Below are 20,197 nucleotides of genomic sequence, written 5' to 3'. Positions count from 1 at the left end.
CGAATCCAAGGCAGCCACCCGGCCCCCGAGTTACGGCCTGTCCGGCCGGACCGACGTGAGAATGTTGCATCCTCCGTCGGTACAACTCGGGGGCCGTACCCTTTTCTGGACCAAGACATGAAAAAGCCCCGTACGACCAATCGGCCGACGGGGCTTCGTTGAATCTGTCAACCGATGTAGCGCTGCAGGCGGGCCGAGAGTCGCGGCTCCAGGGCGCCGTCCGCCGCGATGCGCTCCTCGACGTAGCCCAGATCGCCGCCCTCGACAATGCCGTAGAGCCGCTTCGCGCCGCCGACCACGATGCCGGACTGGCTGCGGATCACCACGTCGGTGGCCAGCTCCCAGGAGGACTGGGTGAGCGCCTGGCCGTAGAACAGCTCGACGATGCCGGTCGAGTGGGTGAGCAGCAGCTCGAGCACCTCGTCGTCACCGTCGATGCCGACCCGCCAGAAACCGCTCTCGCGCAGATCCGGGCCGGTGTACTCGCCCTGAGCGTCCAGCTTCCAGGAGCGGGCCTCCCAGGTCAGGTAGTCGCCGCCGTCGTGCGAGACGACGATCTGCTGACCGAAGCGGTAGTCGCCGGTCTCGGGCTCGTTGCCCTCGCCCTCACCGCGCCACACGCCGACCAGCGGTAGCAGCGCGAGCATGGAGGAACTCAGATCCGGGCCCAACCGCAGGTTCGCGGTGTCCACGGGCAACGGAAGACCGGGAAGCGTCGGAACATTCATCGCTCCGGTCGACTTGGCACGCTCGGCAGCCTCGGCGACCGCCTGGTCGCCGCTGCGCCTAGCGCCCTCGTCGTGGCGAACGATCGGCGTCGTCGACGACGATCCGTTGGCCACTCCGTTTTCGATGTTCTCGTGGGCCGGATCTGTCACGACTCGGTGAACAGCCGGTAGAGGACGTACAGACCGAACCAAGCGATCAGCACGGAGACGAGAACCAGCAGAATCTCGAAGGTAAGCACCACGTCTCGGAGTCTAATCCCACCGCCGAGATCACGTGAAAACGACCCCGGGAAAATCTTTCGCACAATCGGTAAGACGCGGGGGTGAAGACGAGAACGGCCCCGGGATCATGAATCCCGGGGCCGTTCTTGATGTTTCGTCAGTTCGAAACCGCGCTCCTACTTGGCGACGGTGACGTCCACGTTGTGGATGCCCGCGCCCTCCGGCGACACCACGACGGTGCCGTTGCCCGAGGAGGACAGCGCGCGCACGGTCCACTTGCCCGGCGCCGCGAAGAAGCGGAAGTCGCCGGTGCCCGAGGCCACGACCTCGGCGGTGAAGTCGCCGTTCTCGTCCAGCAGGCGGACGAACGCGCCACCGACGGTCTGACCGTCAGCGGTCAGGACACGGCCGGTGATGACCGTCTCCTTCTCGACATCGACATTGGCCGGGATGGCCTGACCCTGGGTAGGTGCTGCACACATGTTGATTACGCTCCCAACTCGATCGGTGCACCGACGAGGGACCCGTACTCGGTCCAGGACCCGTCGTAGTTCTTGACGTTCTGGTGGCCCAGCAGCTCCTGCAGCACGAACCAGGTGTGCGAGGAACGCTCGCCGATACGGCAGTAGGCGATGGTCTGCTTCTCGCCGTCCAGACCGGCATCCTTGTAGATCTCGGCCAGCTCGGCGTCGCTCTTGAAGGTGCCGTCCTCGTTCGCGGCCTTCGACCACGGAACGTTGATCGCGCCGGGGATGTGGCCCGGACGCTGCGACTGCTCCTGCGGCAGGTGGGCCGGGGCCAGGATCTTGCCGGAGAACTCGTCGGGGGAGCGCACGTCGACCAGGTTCTTGGCGCCGATGGCGTCGATGACCTCGTCGCGGAAGGCGCGGATGGACAGGTCCTGCGCGGCGGCCTTGTACTCGGTGGCCGGGCGGACCCGGACCTCCTTGGTCAGCTCGCGGCCGTCCAGCTCCCACTTCTTGCGGCCGCCGTCGAGCAGCTTCACGTCCTGGTGGCCGTAGAGCTTGAAGTACCAGTAGGCGTAGGCCGCGAACCAGTTGTTGTTGCCGCCGTAGAGCACCACGGTGTCGTCGTTGCCGATGCCGCGCTCGGACAGGAGAGCCGAGAACTGCTCCTGGTTCACGAAGTCGCGGCGGACCTGGTCCTGCAGGTCCTTCTTCCAGTCGAGACGCACGGCGCCCTCGATGTGCCCCAGGTCGTAGGCCGAGGTGTCCTCGTCCACCTCGACCAGGACGACGCCCGGGGTGTTCAGGTTCTCTTCGACCCAGTCTGCGGAGACCAGGACATCGGAGCGAGCCATGTTGTTCCTTTCGATGCGGTGCCAGGAGGCGGCGTTGCGTTCGTGTGGTTGAGGGTTGGACAGAGTCAGGGGGCTAGACGGAGGTGGGGGTCGACACCGGATCGTTCGAGGTGGTCCGGAACCGGGCGACGAGCGGATAGATCTTGCAGCCCAGGCAGATTCCGAAGGCCGCGTTGAGGAAGGCCGCGAACAGCGCGAATCCGGTGAAGATCGCGCCGACCACGGTGCTGCCCGCCGCGAACCCGACCACGCCCAGCACCGCGAAGGCCAGACCCACCAGCTGCGCGAACCGCAGCGGCGCAACGGGTTCCAGCTCGGTGGGCGCGCCGATGCGCGGCGCGATGGCGGTGGCGTAGATCCGGCCGTACGGGCTACGGCGCGGACCGTAGGCGGCGCTCAATCCGAACACGATGGCCTGCAGGGCCAGCAGCACGGTGGCGGCGGGAACGGAGAAGACGGCGACGATCAGAACGAGGGCCAGCACGGCGGTGGTGATCCAGGCCGCGAAACGCGGGCCGCGGACATCTACCTGCCCGGCGGGCGGTGTGCCTATCTGAGGGTTCGACATGGGAGTACTCCTGCGCTGAAGGTGTATTGGCCAGATCGCCGGAGGATCGATGTGATCTCTCGACAGCGGGGGACAAATCCGGTCGGCGACAGAGGAATACGAAAGGCCGACCGGCTAGCGGCACAGGCAGCAACAACCACCGAGCCGGCACAGGTCTACCGTGCGGCGTCGGGTGAGCATCAGCTCGCGGTTGGATTGCACGAGAGGGAGTTTACCCAATTTTCGGGGGAAATTGGACCCGGGGTCCGTAATGCTGGTCACTCAGCGGAGCCGGAGACCGTTAAAGGTGCCAGTGACGTGCGCAGATCCGCCGTCTTCGGAACGCCGGAGATGCGGAAGCGTTCCAATCCTCGAGAATCGAACACGAAAGTGGTGGGCAGCGAGAGCACATTCAGCTCGCGCGCCAGCACCGGATTCGCGTCGATGTCGACCTCGAGATCCAGCGGCGCCAGCTCGGCATCGGCCAGTTCGGTCACCACTCCCGCGACCACCCGGCGCACCGCCGCGCACGGGCCGCACCAGTCGGCGGAGAAATGCAGCACGGCGGGACGGCCGGGCAGCACCCCGGCGTCTCGCAACAGGGCGGCCCGATTCGATTCGGGTTCGGGCGGACTCGCCGGCTCGGCGCTGACCCGCACCCGGCCCTCGTTGCGGCGCACCAGGATTCCCACGACCAGCGCCGCGACCAGGAAACCGAGCAGAATCCAGACGGCGGTCACGGCTGTAGCCGATGCAGGTCGACGGTCACGTCGCGGGCCTTGCCCTCCACCAGGATCTGCCCGCCGCTGGCCTTGACCTTGGTGGGCGTGATGCCGAACGGCATGTTCTTGATGTCGATGGTGCGGGTGAAATGGGCCAGCACCGCGGGCTTGTCCTGCTCGGTGATGACGGGCCGCTGCTGCTGGCCCGGCAGCACGGAATCGGGGTCGTTCTGCAGATCCCGGCCGGCGATCGCGGTGGCGGTGATGCGGATCTGATTGCCGTCCAGGCGCATCTCGGCGAGCACGTGGACCTTGGCCGAGTTCGTCTTCTTGGTGGTCTTGTCCCCGGCGATGCCGTGCGGGTCGGTGACCGCCGTCGCGTCGGCGTCCGGACCGATCGGCACGGTGCCGTACAGGATGACCGAGCCCACGGTGGTCGCGGTGGCGGTTCCGGCATCGCTGGACTCGTCGGAGTTGTCCATCTCGGGGCCGAAGACCTCGAGATCCGGAATCTGGAACATGCGGCCGAGCTCGGCCGGTTCGATGCGCATCCGGCCCTGCACCTCGTCCACCGGCACCTTGCCGACATTGCCGTCGACGAGATCGCCCATCGGCAGGTGCATGCCGTTCAGATCGGCCTCGACGGTGATCTGGCCCGGGATGTCTGGCCGCACGGCGCGCCCGCGGATCTCCATGAAGGTGAACTCGCCGTCGAGCGCCTGCAGCACGAACGGGTGCCGCGGCGACTCGTGGAAGCTGACGGCCGGATCGGCACTCAGCTCGGAACCGGCGCGCAGCATCCGGGAGACGCGGTACTCGGAGTAAGCCGCGACTCCGAAATCGAGTAGCACGGCCAGCCCCGCCAAGCAGAGCAATCCGATGAGCAGCCTCCGGAAACGCATAGCTGCACCCTAGTAGGGAGTGGTCGTGTTATCGGCTCCAGTACGGGGACACGGGCAGGTCGCGGGCCGGTGAAAAGGAGATGAAGGGCGAGTGGACCAGACCAGTTGGTTGCGACGATGGCCGCAGATACGAGCCTGTCGGTCCCGACACGCTAATGTAGGCAGCGATTACCTGTGATGACCTGCATGGGGTTGTGGCGGACAGTGCGGTAGCCACACACATGCCAGATGGGATGGAGGGCCCCCATGGAGCTGCTCCTGCTGACCTCCGACCCCAACCCCGAGGCGGTGCTGCCTTCGCTCGCGTTGCTGCCGCACCACGTGCGACCCGCACCGACCGAGGTGGCGTCCCTGCTCGAGGCGGGGTCCGCCGACGTGGCGCTGGTGGACGCCCGCACCGACCTGGCCGCCGCGCGCGGCCTGTGCCGTTTGCTGGGCAGCACCGGATCGTCGGTGCCGGTGGTGGCCGTGCTGACCGAAGGCGGTCTGGTCGCCGTCAACGCGGACTGGGGACTGGACGACATCCTGCTGCCCGGCACCGGACCCGCCGAACTGGACGCCCGGCTACGCCTGCTGGTGGCCCGCAACGGCGGCGTGGCCAGCCCGGAGAACACCGGCAAGATCACCCTGGGTGAGCTGGTGATCGACGAGGGCACCTACACCGCCCGGCTGCGCGGCCGCCCGCTCGACCTCACCTACAAGGAGTTCGAACTCCTCAAGTACCTGGCGCAGCACGCGGGCCGGGTGTTCACCCGCGCGCAGCTGCTGCAGGAGGTCTGGGGCTACGACTTCTTCGGTGGCACCCGGACCGTGGACGTGCACGTGCGACGCCTGCGCGCCAAGCTCGGCAGCGAATACGAGTCGCTCATCGGCACGGTCCGCAATGTCGGCTACAAGGCGGTGCGCCCGGCGCGCGCGACCGGTAAGGGCGACGCGGTCACCTTCCCCGAGTCCGACGGCGACGACTCCGAACTGACGACGGCGAACGGCACGCTCTGATGACCTCGTGGGCCGACCGGCCGTCTCCCGAGACGGCCGCGCAGGTGAAGGCCGTGCTGCGGCGGGCCACGGACGCCGATGGAGTGGCCCCTGTCTCCGAACAGGCGGTGCTGTCGCTCGAAAACGATTCGCCCGCACGCCATCTGGTGGCCGTCGACGACGGCGTGGTGACCGGGTACGCGAATCTCGTTCCCGCGCACGGGGAACACCCCGCCATGGCGGAGGTGGCGGTCGATCCTCGGGCTCGTGGAAATGGAATCGGCGCAGGTCTGGTGGCTGCGGCCCTGTCCGCCGGGGGTCCCGGCGCCCGGGTCTGGGCGCACGGTGATCTGCCGCCCGCGCGGGCCGTGGCGGCCCGTTTGAAGCTGTCCGTTTCGCGCGAATTGTGGCAAATGCGGCGAGAGTTGGCGAACTCTGAGCTACCAGAGCTGGTCGTACCCGACGGTCTGGAATTGCGCACGTACGCGGGGCCTTCCGACGATGCCGAACTGCTCCGCGTCAACAATGCGGCCTTCTCCTGGCATCCCGAGCAGGGCGGTTGGACCGAGCGCGATATCGCCGCCCGCCGCGCCGAATCCTGGTTCGATCCCAAGGGTCTTTTCATCGCCGTCGACCCGGCCCGCCCGGATCGCATTCTCGGATTCCACTGGACGAAGGTGCATTCCGACGAGACCCCGCCGATCGGTGAGGTCTATGTGGTCGGCATCGACCCCGAGGCGCAGGGCCGCGGCCTCGGCCGGCTGCTCACCCTGGCCGGTCTGCGCTATCTGAAGGACCGCGGTCTGGACGCGGTTCTGCTCTACACGGAGGGCGACAACACGGCCGCCGTCCACACCTACACCCGGCTCGATTTCACTCGATTCCACGTCGACGTGGCCTACTCCGTGGGGTCGTAAATTCCGATCGGCAACAGTGCGGCTAATGTCACACAACTTGCGGCGCAATCGGGGCGGGTTGTTCATCTGCCGTTCACCTGCCCTGGTCCAACTGTCAACCAGCCGCCCCTACGTTGCAAGTGGGCCGCATTCCGCTGCCCGGTGCGCTAGTTCGCAGCGAACAGCCGCCAGATCGCGCCCGTCCGGCCGTTGAGGGGTTGGACGTGCAATCGTGATTCCCGGAGGAATAGGTGAATCTCAAGCGCAGCAGCGCCCTGCTCGGTGTGTTGGCCGCGGCCGGTGCCCTGACTCTGTCCGCCTGTGGCAGTGACAACAACACCAGCAGCAACGGCGCCGCCAAGATCGACGTCGCCTGCGGCGGCAAGAGCTCGCTGAAGTCCAGCGGTTCCACTGCTCAGAAGAACGCGATGGACCTGTTCGTCGCCGCCTACCAGACCAACTGCAGCGGCGCCAAGCTCGACTACACCGGGTCCGGTTCGGGTGCGGGTGTGAACGAGTTCATCGGCAACCAGACCGATTTCGCCGGTTCGGACTCGCCGCTGGACGCCAAGAAGGGTGAGACCGACAAGGCCGCCGCCCGTTGTGGCAGCCCGGCCTGGAACCTGCCGATGGTCTTCGGCCCGATCGCCGTCGCCTACAACATCGACGGCATCACCGACCTGGTGCTCGACCCGCCGACCATCGCCAAGATCTTCTCCGGCGAGATCACCATGTGGAACGACACCGCGATCAAGGCCCTGAACACCAACAAGGCCGACAAGCTGCCGAACGAGAAGATCGGCGTGATCTACCGTTCCGACGAGTCGGGCACCACCGACAACTTCCAGAAGTACCTGACCGCCGCGGGCGGCTACACCAAGGGCGCCGGCAAGACGTTCAACGGTGGCGTCGGCGAGGGCGTGAAGGGCTCCGACGGCATGGCCGCCGCGGTCCAGGGCACCAAGAACACCATCACCTACGTCGAGTGGTCCTTCGCTCAGGCGCAGAAGCTGTCCAGCGTGCACGTGCTGACCACCGCCACCTCCAACGACCCGAAGCCGGTCGAGCTGACCGCGGAGTCCGCGGGCAAGGCCGTCGACGCCGCCAAGGTCGCCGGTGAGGGCAACGACATGGTGCTGGACAACTCCTCGATCTACAAGCCCACCGCGGGTGGCGCGTACCCGATCATGCTGGCCACCTACGAGATCGTCTGCTCGAAGTACAGCGACGCCGACACCGCCAAGGCGGTCAAGGCGTTCCTGACCTCGGCGGTCGGCAATGGCCAGAGCGGTCTGGCCGCGGCCGGCTACGTGCCGCTCCCGGACGCGTTCAAGACCAAGCTGACCACCGCGATCAACGCCATTCAGTGATCGCCTGATCGAAAAACCACGATGACCGTGCACGACGAAGCTGCTTCTCCGGGTCTGTCCGTTTCGACCGACCCGGGGAAGGACCGTGCCCAACTGCCGGGGGATACTGCGCTGATGCCGACCGAACCCAGCACCAAACCGGCCGCCGGGCGCGGCGCACCAAAGAAGTTCGGCGCGGAGTTCGCATTCCGCTCGGCGGCCACGGCCGCCGGCGGAATCATTGTCGCCGCCATTGCCCTGATCGCGTTGTTCCTGCTGATCAGGGCATGGCCCTCGATCATGGCGAACAAGGCGAACTTCTTCACAACCACCGAGTTCAACGTCAAGGACGAGAACAACCTTCGCTTCGGCATCAAGGACATGTTCATGGTCACGGTGCTGAGCTCGTTGTTCGCGCTCGTGATCGCGGTGCCGATCGGGGTGGGCATCGCGCTGTTCCTGACGCAATATTCGCCGAAGGCGCTGGCGCGGCCGTTCTCGATCATCGTGGACCTGCTGGCGGCGGTGCCGTCCATTGTGTTCGGTCTGTGGGGCTTCCTGGTGGTGGCGCCTCGGCTGAGCCCCCTCCAGGATTTCCTGAACAAGAACCTGAGCTGGTTGTTCCTGTTCTCCGACGGCAATGTCACCATCGCCGGTGGCGGCACCATCTTCACCGCGGGCGTGGTGCTCGCGGTGATGATCCTGCCGATCATCACCTCGGTCAGCCGAGAGGTCTTCGGTCTGACCCCGCGCACTCAGATCGAGGCGGCGCAGGCGCTGGGCGCCACCAAGTGGGAAGTGGTCCGCCTGACCGTGCTGCCGTTCGGCCGCTCGGGCATGATCGCCGGTTCCATGCTGGGCCTGGGCCGCGCGCTCGGTGAGACCATCGCGGTCCTGATCGTGCTGCGCACCTCGCCCAAGGCAGGGCACTGGTCGCTGTTCGACGGCGGTTACACCTTCGCCTCGAAGATCGCCTCGGCCGCTTCGGAATTCAGCTCGAAGTTGCCGACCGGCGCCTATATCGCCGCCGGTTTCGTGTTGTTCGCTCTGACGTTCGTCGTCAACGCACTGGCTCGGCTCGCCGCGGGCGGGAAGGTGAACGGATGACCGCCACACTGGACAAACCGGTCAAGGCGCCGACCTTCCGGCATGTCAGCGTCGCCCGGCGCGTCAAGAACAACGTCGCCACCGCGCTGGTGTGGCTGTGCTTCGGCATCGCGCTGGTGCCGCTGCTGTGGGTGCTCTACATCGTGCTCCAGAAGGGCGCGGTCGCCGTGACCCGCACGGGGTGGTTCACCAAGTCGCAGAACGGCGTGCTGCCCAGTTCGACCTCCGGTGGTGTGTACCACGCCATCTACGGCACCATCGTGCAGTCGGGCATGGCCGCGATCATCGCGGTGCCGCTGGGCGTCATGGCCGCGGTCTATCTGGTCGAGTACGGGCGCGGCTGGCTGGCCAAGACCACCACGTTCATGGTGGACATCCTGGCCGGTGTGCCCTCGATCGTGGCCGCGCTGTTCATCTTCGCGCTGTGGATCGCGACCTTCGGAAACCCGCAGAGCGCCTTCGCGGTGTCACTGGCCCTGGTGCTGCTCATGCTGCCCGTGGTGGTGCGCAGCACCGAGGAGATGCTCAAGCTGGTGCCCGACGAATTGCGTGAGGCCTCCTACGCGCTCGGTATTCCGAAGTGGAAAACGATTGTGCGGATCGTCATTCCGACCGCCGCCCCGGGCATGATCTCGGGCATGCTGCTGGCCGTCGCCCGCGTCATGGGTGAGACCGCGCCGGTGCTGGTGCTGGTCGGCTATTCGAAGGCGATCAACTTCGATGTCTTCCACGGCAATATGGCCTCGCTGCCGCTGCTGATGTACCAGGAGTTGCAGAACCCGCAGGCCGCCGGCCGCGAGCGCGTCTGGGGTGCGGCGCTGACCCTGATCCTGATCATCGCGCTGCTGTATGCCGCCGCCGCAGCGGTCAACAAGCTGCTGACGCGGAACCGATAGAAGGAAAGACTGATGGCCAAGCGAATTGACGTCAAAGACCTCAATATCTTCTACGGCAAGTTCCATGCCGTCGCCAATGTCGGTCTGACGGTGCTGCCGCGCAGCGTGACCGCCTTCATCGGCCCGTCCGGCTGCGGCAAGTCGACCGTGCTGCGCGCGCTCAACCGCATGCACGAGGTGACCCCGGAGGCTCGCGTCGAGGGTGCGGTGCTGCTCGACGGCGAGGACATCTACGGCGCCCAGGTCGATCCGGTCGGCGTGCGCCGCACCATCGGCATGGTGTTCCAGCGGCCGAACCCGTTCCCCACCATGTCGATTCGCGACAATGTGGTGGCCGGGCTGAAGCTGCAGGGCGTGCGCAACAAGGCTCAGCTGGACGAGGTGGCCGAGCAGTCGCTGCGCGGGGCCAACCTCTGGAACGAGGTCAAGGACCGGCTGGACAAGCCGGGCGGCGGCCTCTCCGGTGGTCAGCAGCAGCGTCTGTGCATCGCCCGCGCCATCGCGGTGTCGCCGGACGTGCTGCTCATGGACGAGCCGTGTTCGGCCCTGGACCCCATCTCCACGCTCGCGATCGAGGATCTGATCACCGAGCTGAAGAAGGAGTTCACCATCGTCATCGTCACCCACAACATGCAGCAGGCCGCGCGGGTGAGCGACCAGACGGCGTTCTTCAACCTCGAGGCGCAGGGCAAGCCCGGCAAGCTCATCGAGATCGACGAGACCGAGAAGATCTTCTCGAACCCCTCCCAGAAGCAGACCGAGGACTACATCTCCGGCCGCTTCGGCTAAAGACTCTCCGGCGTCTACGACCCCTGCCATCCGGCAGGGGTCGTTTCATTTGCGCAGGTGAAGGTCGCGTAAGCGGTCGCTGTGTGGCATCGGTCACATAAAGCCGAGGTGGTTGTGTGCAACTCTGAGTAACGTTTACTCTGACCTTGCTGGTAAACCGATCGGTTTAGTAAGGAGGTGTCGGATGACCGTCTCAACGGCGAGCCTGGGATCCGGACAGGCCGCGACAGGGTTGTCGCAGCGTGCGAAGGCGGCCGCGCTGGCCGCCATCTGTGTCGCGGAACTGCTTGTGGTTCTTGATAATACGCTGGTCAACGTCGCTCTGCCGTCCATGGCGGTGCAGCTCCAGGCCGATATGAGCGGCCTGCAGTGGATCGTCGACGCGTTCACCCTCGCCTTCTCCGGGCTGCTGCTCGCCATGGGGCACCTCGGCGACCGGTACGGGCGGCGACGGTTCATGATCATCGGCCTCATCGGTGTCGCCGTCATGTCCGCGGCGGGCGCGCTGTCCAGCGGGCTCGGGCAGGTCATCGCGGCCCGCGCGGGCATGGGCGTGTTCGCGGCCGTGGTCTTCCCGGCCACGCTGGCGCTGATCACCAATATCTTCACCGCCCGGCGCGAACGGGCCGCGGCCATCGCGCTGTGGACCGCCATGGCCGGCATCGCCGTGGCGATCGGGCCGACCGTGGGCGGCTGGCTGCTCGAGTACTTCTCGTGGCACTCGGTGTTCTGGATCAATGTTCCGGTGGCGCTGGTGGCCATCGCTGCCGTGCTGGCGGCGGTGCCGGAATCCCGGGCCGACCATGTGGATCGGCTCGACCGGTTCGGCATCGTGCTCTCGCTGGCCGGTGTGACCGCCCTGGTGTGGTCCATCATCGAGGCCCCCAAGCACGGCTGGCTCGCGGCCGAAAGCATTGCGGGGTACCTGGTTTCGCTGGTCCTGCTGGCCGCGTTCGTGGCCTGGGAGCTGCGGGTGCCCACGCCGGTGCTGAACATGCGGCTGTTCCGCAATCGCCGCTTCGCACTGCCGTCGCTGGCGATCACCGTGTCCTACTTCTCGGCCTTCGGCTTCCTGTTCCTGATCACCCAGTACTTCCAGGGTGTGAAGGAGATGTCCCCGCTCGAATTCGGCATCCACTCACTGCCTTTCGCGGTGGCGGTCGGCTTCGGCGCGCCCATCGCGACCCTGCTGGCGCAGCGGCTGGGCACCACGGCCATGGTGGTGTCCGGGCTGCTGATCCTGGCGGTGGCGATGTACATCGCGGGACAGGCCAAGGTCGAGACCCCTTATCTGGGCCCGGTCGTGATCGCCATGATCCTGATGGGCCTGGGGTTCGCGGTGGTTCAGGGCCCGGCGACCGAATCCATCATGGGCGCGGTGCCTTTGGACGAGGCGGGCGCGGGTTCGGCGGTCAACGACACCACGCGTGAGGTCGGCGGCGCGCTCGGCGTGGCGGTGCTGGGCTCGGTCATGACCTCGATCTACGCCAACCGCATCGGCGGCCGGATCGACGCGATTCCGAGCCAGATCATGACCTCGCAGCAGAAGGACCTGGCGAGCAATACGCCGATCAGCGTGCTCGAGGTCGTGAAGGCTGCGGTGAATCCGATCTTCGCGCCGGCGAAGGCGGATCTCGTCCACGCCATGAAGGTCGCGGCCATGCAGGGCGCCGAATCCGCGTCCTATATCGCGGTCGGCACCCTGGTCGTGTGCGCGGTCATCGTGGCCGCGACACTTCCGTGGCGAGTGGAGAAGGGCAACTCGGTACTCATGGGCTGGCGAGAGTCCGACGAGGACTGACACCGCCGACGGGGCCCGGGATCATCCCGGGCCCTTGGCTTTTCAGGGCTTCGCCCTGGGCCCTGGGAGAGGGGTTTCAGGGTCTTGCCCCGGAGAGCTAGATGCTCTCCTTCTCCGAATCCGGGTCCGGGGGCAGCACGCCGGTGACGAGGAAGACGACGCGGCGGCCGATTTCGACGGCGTGGTCGGCGAAGCGCTCGTAGTAGCGCCCGAGCAGCGCCACGTCGACGGCCGCCGCCACACCGAACTGCCAATCACGGTCCATGATCAGCGTGAACAGGTGCTTGTGCAGGTCGTCCATCGCCTCGTCGTCGTCGGTGAGCTTGGCGGCCCGCTCGGGATCGCGGGACTCCAGCACCTCCTTGGCGGTGGCGCCCATCTTCACCGCGACCCGGCCCATTTCGGCGAAGTAGCTGTTGACGGCCTCCGGCACGGCGTGCGCGGGGAAGCGGCGACGGGTCATCTTGGCCACGTGCAGCGAGAGCACGCCCATCCGGTTCACATCGGAGACGATCTGGATGGCGCTGACCACCTGCCGCAAATCTCCGGCGACCGGAGCCTGCAGGGCCAGCAGCGCGAAGGCCTTCTCCTCGGCGAGCGTGATCATCTCGGCGATCCGGTCGTACTCGCTGATCACCTGCTCCGCGAGCTCGAGATCGGCGGTGAGCAGGGACTGGGTGGCCCGCTCCATCGCCGATCCGGCGAGCCCGGCCATGCCGCCCAGCAGATCGGCGAGCTCGGCCATTTGTTCGTTGTAGATGACACGCATGAGTCAAGACATTAGTGCGCGGCGCTGACCAAGTCACCAACGGTGGGTTAACCGTCGGTGCCGGTCTGTTTCAGCAAAGTCACCGCAGTTCCGGCCCACCGGACGACCGCTCACTTACATAGGTCGTCAGCGGCGTTCACGTGCTCCAGGTCGGAGGGGAGTGTGACCGGTGCCGCACTGGGGCCGCCGGTATCGCTCGGTGTGTCGGGCAGTGTCTGGCCGAAGGTGGTGGGCGCCTTCACCGTGCCCGCGAAATCGGTGCCCACCACGACCTCGACAATGCTGCCCAGCCCGCTCGCGGGCTCCAGCACCGCGCCCGGAAGGGCGCTGGCCACGGTGGCGGCCTCGGCCTCGTGACCGCTGGAGTAGCGGACCTTGGTCTTGGCCGAGGTGCCGTCGGCGTAGTTGCCGGTGCTGTAGATCCCGAAGCCCTGATTGGCGAGTTTGGTCGCGGTGGTGCCGGCGATGCCCGCCTGGCCCGAGCCGTTGGACACCTGCAGCGACACGGTGCTCGGATCCACGGCCGTCAGCTTGGGTTTGGCGGTGGGCGCCGCGCCGGTGGTGGTCGCCGGGCTGTCGGTCTTCTTCTCGCCCGGCAGGGGCTGGTCGTCGATGACGGCCCGGAAGATGGCCTTGATGTCGGACTCGCGCGGAATCTCGTTGCCGTAGGAGGTGGTGCCCGCGGTCGGGACGGTCAGGAAGGTGATGTTCCCGGCCTGCATCTTCTGCAGTGAACGGCCCAGTGTCAGCAGGTCTTTGGTGCTGACGTTGTCCATGAAGGAGTGCTGGGCGAAGGCGTTGATGAACCCGTTGAGCTTGCCCGGGTCGAAGAGCACCTTGCTCGACAGCGCGCTGCGCAGCAGCGAGGACAGGAAGCGCTGCTGCCGGTTGATGCGGTCGTAGTCGCTGCGCTCCTCGCCGTAGACGTGGCGGGCGCGCACGTAGTCCAGTGCGGTGGAGCCGTTCACGACCTGCTTGCCCGGCGTGGTGAGCACGGTGCCGAGGATCTCGTCGACCAGCGGCTTGGTGGTGCACACCTCGACGCCGCCGACCACGTCGACCATGGACTCGAACCCGGAGAAGTCGATGCCGACGAAGTGGTTGATCTTGAGACCGGAGAGTTTGGTGATCACCTTGGTCAGGCATTTGGGCCCGCCGAGGGCATAGGTCGCATTGAGCTTGTCGCCCGCCGCGCCGACGAACTTCTGGCCGGTGTAGGCGGCCTTTCCGTTGTCCCAGCCCTCGCAGTCCGGGCGGGTGACGTCCAGGTCGCGTGGGAACGACACGGCCACCACCCGCGCCCGGTTGGCCGGAATGTTGACCAGCATGACGGTGTCGGAGCGCGCGCCATCGGCATCGGCCTCCGTGCCCGCGCCGAGTTGGCCGTTCGCGCCCGCCCGGGTGTCGGTGCCGACGATGAGGAAGTTCTCGTCGCCGGTCTGACCGTCGGCGTCGACCACGTCGGGGGAGTTGTCGTCGAGGGCGGAAACCTGTTGGAAATTGTTGTCTTTGGCGCGCAGGTAGCTCCAGCCGCCGCCGGTGATGATCAGCGCGACGACGGCGACCACGGCGAGGGCGGCGCGTCCGGCCAGCCGTGCGCGGCGATTGCGGCGCCGCTGCGCCGGTGAAATCCGTTTGGCCGGTTCGGCTCCCACCGCGGCGGGCAGTGCGGTGGTCGGATAGTCGGCGGGGGACTTGACCTTTCTCGCGAGCAGCGCCTTGACCCGCTCGGAGGGCGGGGGCGAGGGCGGCGGGGTGCTCTCGGTGATCGGGGGAAGTTCCTCGGTGACCGGATCGGCGGTGGGATCGGGCCGCGGCACCGCGCGATTGCTTCCGGTGCCGGGCGCGTTCACCACCCGGCGTAGGTGACTGGTGTCGCGGACGGTCCGCTGGGATCCGGTGATCGCGGTGGGCGGTGCGGGCTCGGCGGGCGGCGCGGGCTCGGCGCCGACCGGTTCGCCGGTGCTCTCGGCCTCGGCCTTGTGGCGGCGGCGGGTCTGGCGCTCGCTGTCCACCCGATCGACGAGATCCTGTACCGAAATGGGCTGTGCGTCCGCGGAATAGCGCTCCCAGGGGGCGGGTCCGCCGGGTCGTGGCGTGCGCCCGTACCGATCGTCACCCACCAACGAACCTCACTTTGCTCTTGGTACCGAGGGCCATGATAACGATTTCGCCACGATGGACCACTCGAACGTATGTCCATCGCAGGTGGGTGCGCTTTTTCCGTTATGTCCGAGTGCTCCGGGAGTCCCGAGGCGTGCCTCGGAAAGTGTGCCAGGGTCGCGCCGCAGGACCGGGTAGCGCGCCGGGCGTTATCCAGATCGAGCCGAAGCGGTGTGGTTCAGCCGCCCGAATGCATGACGTCGGCCGCGGTCGGCACGGTCGCGTCCTCGGGATCGTCGAGCCAGCCGTCGGGCAGGGCCACCTTGGTCTGCGGCGACCCCTGCCGCCCGCGCGGGCCGAGCGCGTCCTCCGGGAACGGCACGTCCGGATCGAGCTGCCCGACCAGATCGCCGATCTGCGCCAGGCTGGTGACGGTGGCGAACTGCCGGCGCAACGCCGACCCCACCGGGAAACCCATCAGATACCAGGCCATGTGCTTGCGGATATCGCGCATGGCCTTGTCCTCGCCGTCGTGCTCGACGAGCAGCGCGGCGTGGCGGTAGAGGATCTCGCCGACCTTGCCGAGGGTGGGGCCCGCGGGAATCGGCTCGCCGCGCAGGGCGGCGCTCAGCTCGCCGAACAGCCATGGCCGGCCCAGGCAGCCGCGGCCGACGACCACGCCGTCGCAACCGGTTTCGGCCATCATGCGCAGCGCGTCGTCGGCGGTGAAGATGTCGCCGTTGCCGAGCACCGGGATGCCGGTGACGGTCTCCTTGAGCCGGGCGATGGCGCTCCAGTCGGCCTGCCCGGAGTAGAGCTGGGCGGCCGTGCGGGCATGCAGCGAAACCGCCGCCGCCCCTTCGTCTTCGGCGATCCGGCCGGTGTCGAGGTAGGTGTGGTGCTCGTCGTCGATGCCGATGCGGAATTTGAACGTGACGGGCACATCGCCCGCGGCGCTCACCATTTCGCGCACGATCTCGCGGAACAGCCGCCGCTTGTACGGCAGCGCGGAGCCGCCGCCGAGCCGGGTCACCTTGCGGACCGGGCAGCCCAGGTTCATGTCGATGTGATCGGCCCAGCCCTCGCCCACCACGATGCGCACGGCCTCGCCGAGCGTCTTGGGATCGACGCCGTAGAGCTGCATGGACCGCGGCGACTCATCGGGCCCGAAGGCCATCATGTTGAGCGTCTTCTCGTTGCGCTCCACGATGGCCCGCGCGGTGATCATCTCGCAGACGTACAGCGAAGTGGCGCTGCCGAACTCGCGGCACAGGGTGCGGAACGCGACATTGGTGATGCCCGCCATCGGCGCCAGCACCACCGGCGGATCGAGCGGGTAGGGCCCGATCCGCAACTCGGTCTTGGGCGCTTGGATCGAGGCAGTCACGCCGTCCAGTGTCTCATCCGGGCGCGGCCGCCCAGAGCCGCGTACCCCGCACAGTGCCCCCGGTCACAGGCGTCACCACACGCGCAGCCCGCGCCGGCGCACCACGGCGACGGCGATCACGGTGCCGAGCAGCCACACCGAGAGCCCGACGCCGAGGTGGATCGCGGCGCGTGTATCGCCCGTCATCGAGCGGCCGAGGTGGTAGCCGAGGATGGCGCGTTGCTCGCCGTCGATCGGTCTGACGAAGTAGTAGAGCCCGTACGGCAGCGCCAGGTGGGTCAGCCAGGGCAGGGTGGTGCGCCGATCACGGCGCGCGGCCCAACGCTGCCCGAGCGCGCGGGGGCGCACCGCGAGCAGGACGGAGACGATGTTGCCGACGCCGAGCCACACCAGGATCGGCAGCGCCACATCGGCGACCGTCACTCCCGTCCGCTGCATCAGCGCGTGCGAGGCGGCGGCGCTCGCGTGCGTGCCGGTCGCGGTGTGCGTGCCGGTGGTGCGCGTGCCGGTGGTCGCGGTGAGCACGGCCGTGGCCAGCAGGGTCGGCAGTCCCACGATGACCAGCAGCACGAGGTTCTTGACCAGGAGGATCCGATGCAGCGGCAACCCGGCGGCCAGGCTGAGCCGGGTCCGGTCGGCGTCCACGCCGAGCACATTGGTGGTGGTCACGTCGGCCAGCACGAAGGTCGCGAAGTAGACGCCGACCAGCACCACCCAGCCGTGCCGGTGCAGGGTCAGCGGCGAGACGAGCAGAAACAGCCCCGACAGCACCACATTCGCGCCGACGCCCTCGAGCCAGAGCGCGGGTGGTGTGAACGACCACCGGACCTCGCCGGCGACCTGCCGCCACAGCGGCAGCCCGGGATCGATCGGCCGGGGCGCGGGATGCCGGCGTTCGGTGTGGAACTGGGTCAGCGCGCGTTCGCGCACCGCGACCAGGGTGCCGCGCATCGGGTCAGTCCAGCGAGTCGACAAAGGCGCCAATCCGGGCGGCCACGACGCCGGGCAGCCGTCGCGGGAGGTGGTGGCCACCCCCGCTGACCAGTTCGATTCGGGCACAGGGCAATTGCGAGCCCAGGGCGTGGGTGGTGGAGATCGGCACGACCCTATCGGCCGGGTCGGCGAGGATCAAGGCCGGAACGCGGATCTCGGAGAGTCGCGCGGTCCACTGTTCCAGCGTTTCGAACATTTCGCGCTGTTCGGTCAGGAAGCTGCGCCAGAGCTGCCCGTGCCGGTAGTGGATTCCGGCGAGGTGGCCCAGCACCGCGGGCACCCCGATCCAGGAGGGATTGTGGTCCAAGCCCTTCCGCGCCAGCCACGGCAGCACCGACCAGGCCGTCAGAGCGAGTGCCGCGCCCGCGACCGGTGCGGCGAGTACTTCGTCCCAGGTGTTGAGACAGCCGGGCCCGACACTGGCGACCAGCACCAGCCCGCGCACCCGCCGGGGGGCCAGCGCCGCGACCGCCAGCGCGACGGCCCCGCCGTACGAATGCCCCACCAGCACGGCGCTTTCCACGCCGGCCTCGTCGAGCCGGGCGAGCAGCCAGCGGGCATTGTCCTCGATGGATCCGGCCGGATCCGGATTGTCGCCGTACCCCGGGCGATCCAGCGCCATGGGCGTCACCGAGCCGGGCAGCCGGGCGGTCACCGCGTCCCAGTCGGTGCGGTCACCCGGTTGCCCGTGCAGCAGCACCACATTCGCGGCGCCGACCCGGGTCTCGAGGCTCATGTCTCCATGTTCGGTTTCCCGCCCCGGACCGGACTGGGTAATTCCGGGGAGCTTCCTGTGAGTCGTGCGCGACGGCCCCTCGGGATCGAAATCCGGAGGGGCCGTGCGGTGTTCCGGCGAGGAGGCGGCACGCAGGCGCTAGCTGCCGGTGGCAGCCAGTTCCTTCTCGCGCTTGGCGGCCTCGCGGGCCAGCATGCGATCGCGCTGTTCCTCGAACTTCACGACGTCCTTGCCCAGCTTCTCGAGGAACAGGCCCAGACGCTCGCGGGTCTGTTCGCCGCGCGCGGTGAAGTCGTCGCGCTCGAAGATCCGCCACTTCTTCAGGACCGGGTTGACCACCTCTTCGAGGTGCTGACGCAGGTCGTAGATGCCGTGCTTGGCCATCAGCACGCCATTGCGGCGGAAGTTGGGCATTCCGGCGCCGGGCATCTGGAAGTTCTCCAGGATCAGGGTGATGGCCTCGAGGGTCTGGTCGGGCGAGAGATCCAGCGCCGCACCGCACATGTTGCGGTAGAAGATCATGTGCAGGTTCTCGTCGGCGGCGATGCGCTGCAGCATGCGGTCGGCGATGGGGTCGTCGCAGACCCGGCCGGTGTTGCGGTGGCTGACGCGGGTGGCCAGCTCCTGGAAGGTCACGTACGCCACCGAGTAGAGGAACCCGGCGTTGCCGAGGTGCTCGAGTTGGTCGGTGGGAGAGGCGAATCCGTTGGTCATGTGAACCATGCGGGCCTGCTCGAGGGCGACCGGGTCGACGCCGCGGGTGACGACCAGGTAGTCGCGCATCACGATGCCGTGCCGGTTCTCCTCGGCGGTCCAGCGACCGACCCAGGTGCCCCAGGCGCCGTCCTGCGAGAAGTTCTCGGCGATCTCGCGGTGGTAGGAGGGCAGGTTGTCCTCGGTGAGCAGGTTGGTGATCATGGACGCCTTGGCGACCTCGCTCAGCTTCGACTGCTCGGGATCCCAGTCAATGCCGCCCATGGCGGCGAAGTTGCGCCCTTCGTCCCACGGCACGTAATCGTGCGGGTGCCATTCCTTGGCCAGGGAGAGGTGGCGGTTGACGTTCTCCGCGGCAACCGGCTCCAACTCCCGCAGTAGCTCGAGTTGAGTCAGATCCTTTGCCATATATGTGCCCTTCGTATCGTGCGTCGTGCTGTCGTACCCTCGCCGGCCTGCCGCCGCGGCCCATACCTTACGTGACCGTAGGGTGATGTGAAACTCACATGCGCAGCATTGCGGTCTAGGTGAGAGATGTCATAAGACAACGGCCCACAGCGAGGGGTGTATCGCCATGGGCCGTCGTTCGTTAGCCGCGCATCACCATTCGATGCGCGATCACTTCTTGCCGAGCAGACCGCCCAGCACATTGCCGAGCACGCTGCCCGCGTTCTGGCCCACGGCCTTGCCGAGGATGTCGCCGAGACCGCCGCTCTTGTTTCCGCCGGTGGCCCCTCCGAGCAGGCTACCGAGAATGTCGCCGATGCCGCCGCCACCGGATTCGGCGGCCGCGCCGCCGCCTCCGCCGCCGAGGGCCTTCTTGCCGAGATATGCCAACACGATCGGCGCGAGCATCGGGAGCAGCTTGGACATCAGGTCCTGGCTGATGCCACTGCCGCCGACATTGCCGAGAGCGCTGATCACCGTGTTCTTTTCGGCGCCGAAGGTCTGATCGACGATCTGGCTGCCGTTGTTCGTGTCCACCTGATCGATGTCGACACCGCCGTCGAGTAGAGCGTGCGGCTGGTTGGCGACTTCGTTCTCCAGGTTGAGACCGGTCTCAGGGTTGCCGGCCTGTGCCTGGAATCCACCGAGTAGTACGGGGACGGCCGCGGTCACCGCCGTCTTGGCGGTCGCCTCGTCGACGCCGAGCTTCTCGGCGATCTGACCGATGGGGACTTGGGAGAGCAGGTCATCGAAGGAAGTCATGAACTCCGCCTGTGGTGATGGATCCCGG

Annotated in this window: 20 protein-coding genes; 7 read left to right on the top strand and 13 right to left on the bottom strand. The window is 67.4% G+C overall.

Annotated elements, in window-relative coordinates:
* Positions 1–167 precede the first annotated feature (167 nt).
* The 6 genes from GPX89_RS18565 to GPX89_RS18540 all read right to left on the bottom strand — a co-directional run bounded on the left by GPX89_RS18565 (position 168) and on the right by GPX89_RS18540 (position 4,442).
* Positions 168–842, bottom strand: a complete 675-nt coding sequence (locus GPX89_RS18565; RefSeq protein ID WP_328602069.1) for an FABP family protein — start codon at positions 840–842, stop codon at positions 168–170.
* Positions 843–1,126: 284 nt separating this feature from the next.
* Complete coding sequence (locus GPX89_RS18560) at positions 1,127–1,432, bottom strand: DUF1416 domain-containing protein (protein WP_157388845.1); 306 nt, start codon at positions 1,430–1,432, stop codon at positions 1,127–1,129.
* 5 nt (positions 1,433–1,437) lie between these two features.
* A complete protein-coding gene (locus GPX89_RS18555) occupies positions 1,438–2,271 on the bottom strand; it encodes a sulfurtransferase (RefSeq protein WP_157388844.1) in 834 nt (277 codons plus the stop codon).
* 73 nt (positions 2,272–2,344) lie between these two features.
* A complete protein-coding gene (locus GPX89_RS18550) occupies positions 2,345–2,839 on the bottom strand; it encodes a DUF4395 domain-containing protein (protein ID WP_157388842.1) in 495 nt (164 codons plus the stop codon).
* Positions 2,840–3,096: 257 nt separating this feature from the next.
* On the bottom strand, positions 3,097–3,558 hold the full coding sequence (locus tag GPX89_RS18545; protein WP_328601977.1) for a thioredoxin family protein: 462 nt from the start codon (positions 3,556–3,558) through the stop codon (positions 3,097–3,099).
* Positions 3,555–4,442, bottom strand: a complete 888-nt coding sequence (locus tag GPX89_RS18540; RefSeq protein WP_157388840.1) for an LmeA family phospholipid-binding protein — start codon at positions 4,440–4,442, stop codon at positions 3,555–3,557. The genes GPX89_RS18545 and GPX89_RS18540 overlap by 4 nt, the downstream gene beginning before the upstream one ends.
* A 246-nt stretch (positions 4,443–4,688) precedes the next feature.
* On the opposite strand from GPX89_RS18540, the gene GPX89_RS18535 reads away from it, so the two are divergent.
* The 7 genes from GPX89_RS18535 to GPX89_RS18505 all read left to right on the top strand — a co-directional run bounded on the left by GPX89_RS18535 (position 4,689) and on the right by GPX89_RS18505 (position 12,258).
* Entirely contained in the window at positions 4,689–5,441 is a 753-nt protein-coding gene (locus GPX89_RS18535; RefSeq protein ID WP_157388838.1) for a winged helix-turn-helix transcriptional regulator, read from the top strand.
* Positions 5,441–6,337 (top strand): mycothiol synthase, encoded by an 897-nt coding sequence (gene mshD / locus GPX89_RS18530; protein ID WP_157388836.1) that lies wholly within the window; start codon positions 5,441–5,443, stop codon positions 6,335–6,337. Before GPX89_RS18535 ends, mshD begins: the two co-directional genes overlap by 1 nt.
* Positions 6,338–6,567: 230 nt before the next feature.
* On the top strand, positions 6,568–7,686 hold the full coding sequence (gene pstS / locus GPX89_RS18525) for a phosphate ABC transporter substrate-binding protein PstS (protein WP_328601976.1): 1,119 nt from the start codon (positions 6,568–6,570) through the stop codon (positions 7,684–7,686).
* Between the two features lie 114 nt (positions 7,687–7,800).
* Positions 7,801–8,772 carry a phosphate ABC transporter permease subunit PstC gene (pstC, locus tag GPX89_RS18520; protein WP_157388834.1) on the top strand — a complete coding sequence of 324 codons (972 nt, stop codon included), beginning with the start codon at positions 7,801–7,803 and terminating at the stop codon, positions 8,770–8,772.
* Positions 8,769–9,668 (top strand): phosphate ABC transporter permease PstA, encoded by a 900-nt coding sequence (gene pstA / locus GPX89_RS18515; protein ID WP_157388832.1) that lies wholly within the window; start codon positions 8,769–8,771, stop codon positions 9,666–9,668. Before pstC ends, pstA begins: the two co-directional genes overlap by 4 nt.
* A 12-nt stretch (positions 9,669–9,680) precedes the next feature.
* Positions 9,681–10,457: a phosphate ABC transporter ATP-binding protein PstB gene (gene pstB / locus GPX89_RS18510; RefSeq protein WP_157388830.1), complete on the top strand. Its 777-nt coding sequence runs from the start codon at positions 9,681–9,683 to the stop codon at positions 10,455–10,457.
* A gap of 184 nt (positions 10,458–10,641) precedes the next feature.
* Entirely contained in the window at positions 10,642–12,258 is a 1,617-nt protein-coding gene (locus tag GPX89_RS18505) for an MFS transporter (protein ID WP_157388828.1), read from the top strand.
* Between the two features lie 97 nt (positions 12,259–12,355).
* On the opposite strand, the gene phoU is transcribed toward GPX89_RS18505, so the two are convergent.
* From phoU to GPX89_RS18470, 7 genes are all read right to left on the bottom strand, one after another.
* A complete protein-coding gene (gene phoU, locus GPX89_RS18500) occupies positions 12,356–13,027 on the bottom strand; it encodes a phosphate signaling complex protein PhoU (RefSeq protein ID WP_157388827.1) in 672 nt (223 codons plus the stop codon).
* Positions 13,028–13,137: 110 nt separating this feature from the next.
* Positions 13,138–15,150, bottom strand: coding sequence for an LCP family protein (locus GPX89_RS18495; protein WP_328601975.1), 2,013 nt, complete (start codon positions 15,148–15,150; stop codon positions 13,138–13,140).
* Positions 15,151–15,368: 218 nt separating this feature from the next.
* On the bottom strand, positions 15,369–16,484 hold the full coding sequence (gene dusB, locus GPX89_RS18490) for a tRNA dihydrouridine synthase DusB (RefSeq protein WP_268893333.1): 1,116 nt from the start codon (positions 16,482–16,484) through the stop codon (positions 15,369–15,371).
* 105 nt (positions 16,485–16,589) lie between these two features.
* On the bottom strand, positions 16,590–17,468 hold the full coding sequence (locus GPX89_RS18485; protein WP_157388823.1) for a hypothetical protein: 879 nt from the start codon (positions 17,466–17,468) through the stop codon (positions 16,590–16,592).
* Positions 17,469–17,472: 4 nt separating this feature from the next.
* A complete protein-coding gene (locus GPX89_RS18480) occupies positions 17,473–18,246 on the bottom strand; it encodes an alpha/beta fold hydrolase (RefSeq protein WP_157388821.1) in 774 nt (257 codons plus the stop codon).
* A 138-nt stretch (positions 18,247–18,384) separates the two neighbouring features.
* Positions 18,385–19,368: an acyl-ACP desaturase gene (locus GPX89_RS18475; protein WP_157388819.1), complete on the bottom strand. Its 984-nt coding sequence runs from the start codon at positions 19,366–19,368 to the stop codon at positions 18,385–18,387.
* A 210-nt stretch (positions 19,369–19,578) separates the two neighbouring features.
* Positions 19,579–20,169, bottom strand: coding sequence for a DUF937 domain-containing protein (locus GPX89_RS18470; RefSeq protein ID WP_157388817.1), 591 nt, complete (start codon positions 20,167–20,169; stop codon positions 19,579–19,581).
* Positions 20,170–20,197: the final 28 nt, after the last annotated feature.

Origin of the sequence: Nocardia terrae (genome assembly GCF_009760405.1) — a bacterium.
GTDB classification, from domain to species: domain Bacteria; phylum Actinomycetota; class Actinomycetes; order Mycobacteriales; family Mycobacteriaceae; genus Nocardia; species Nocardia terrae.
This window is presented reverse-complemented; position numbering and strand designations above follow the sequence as displayed.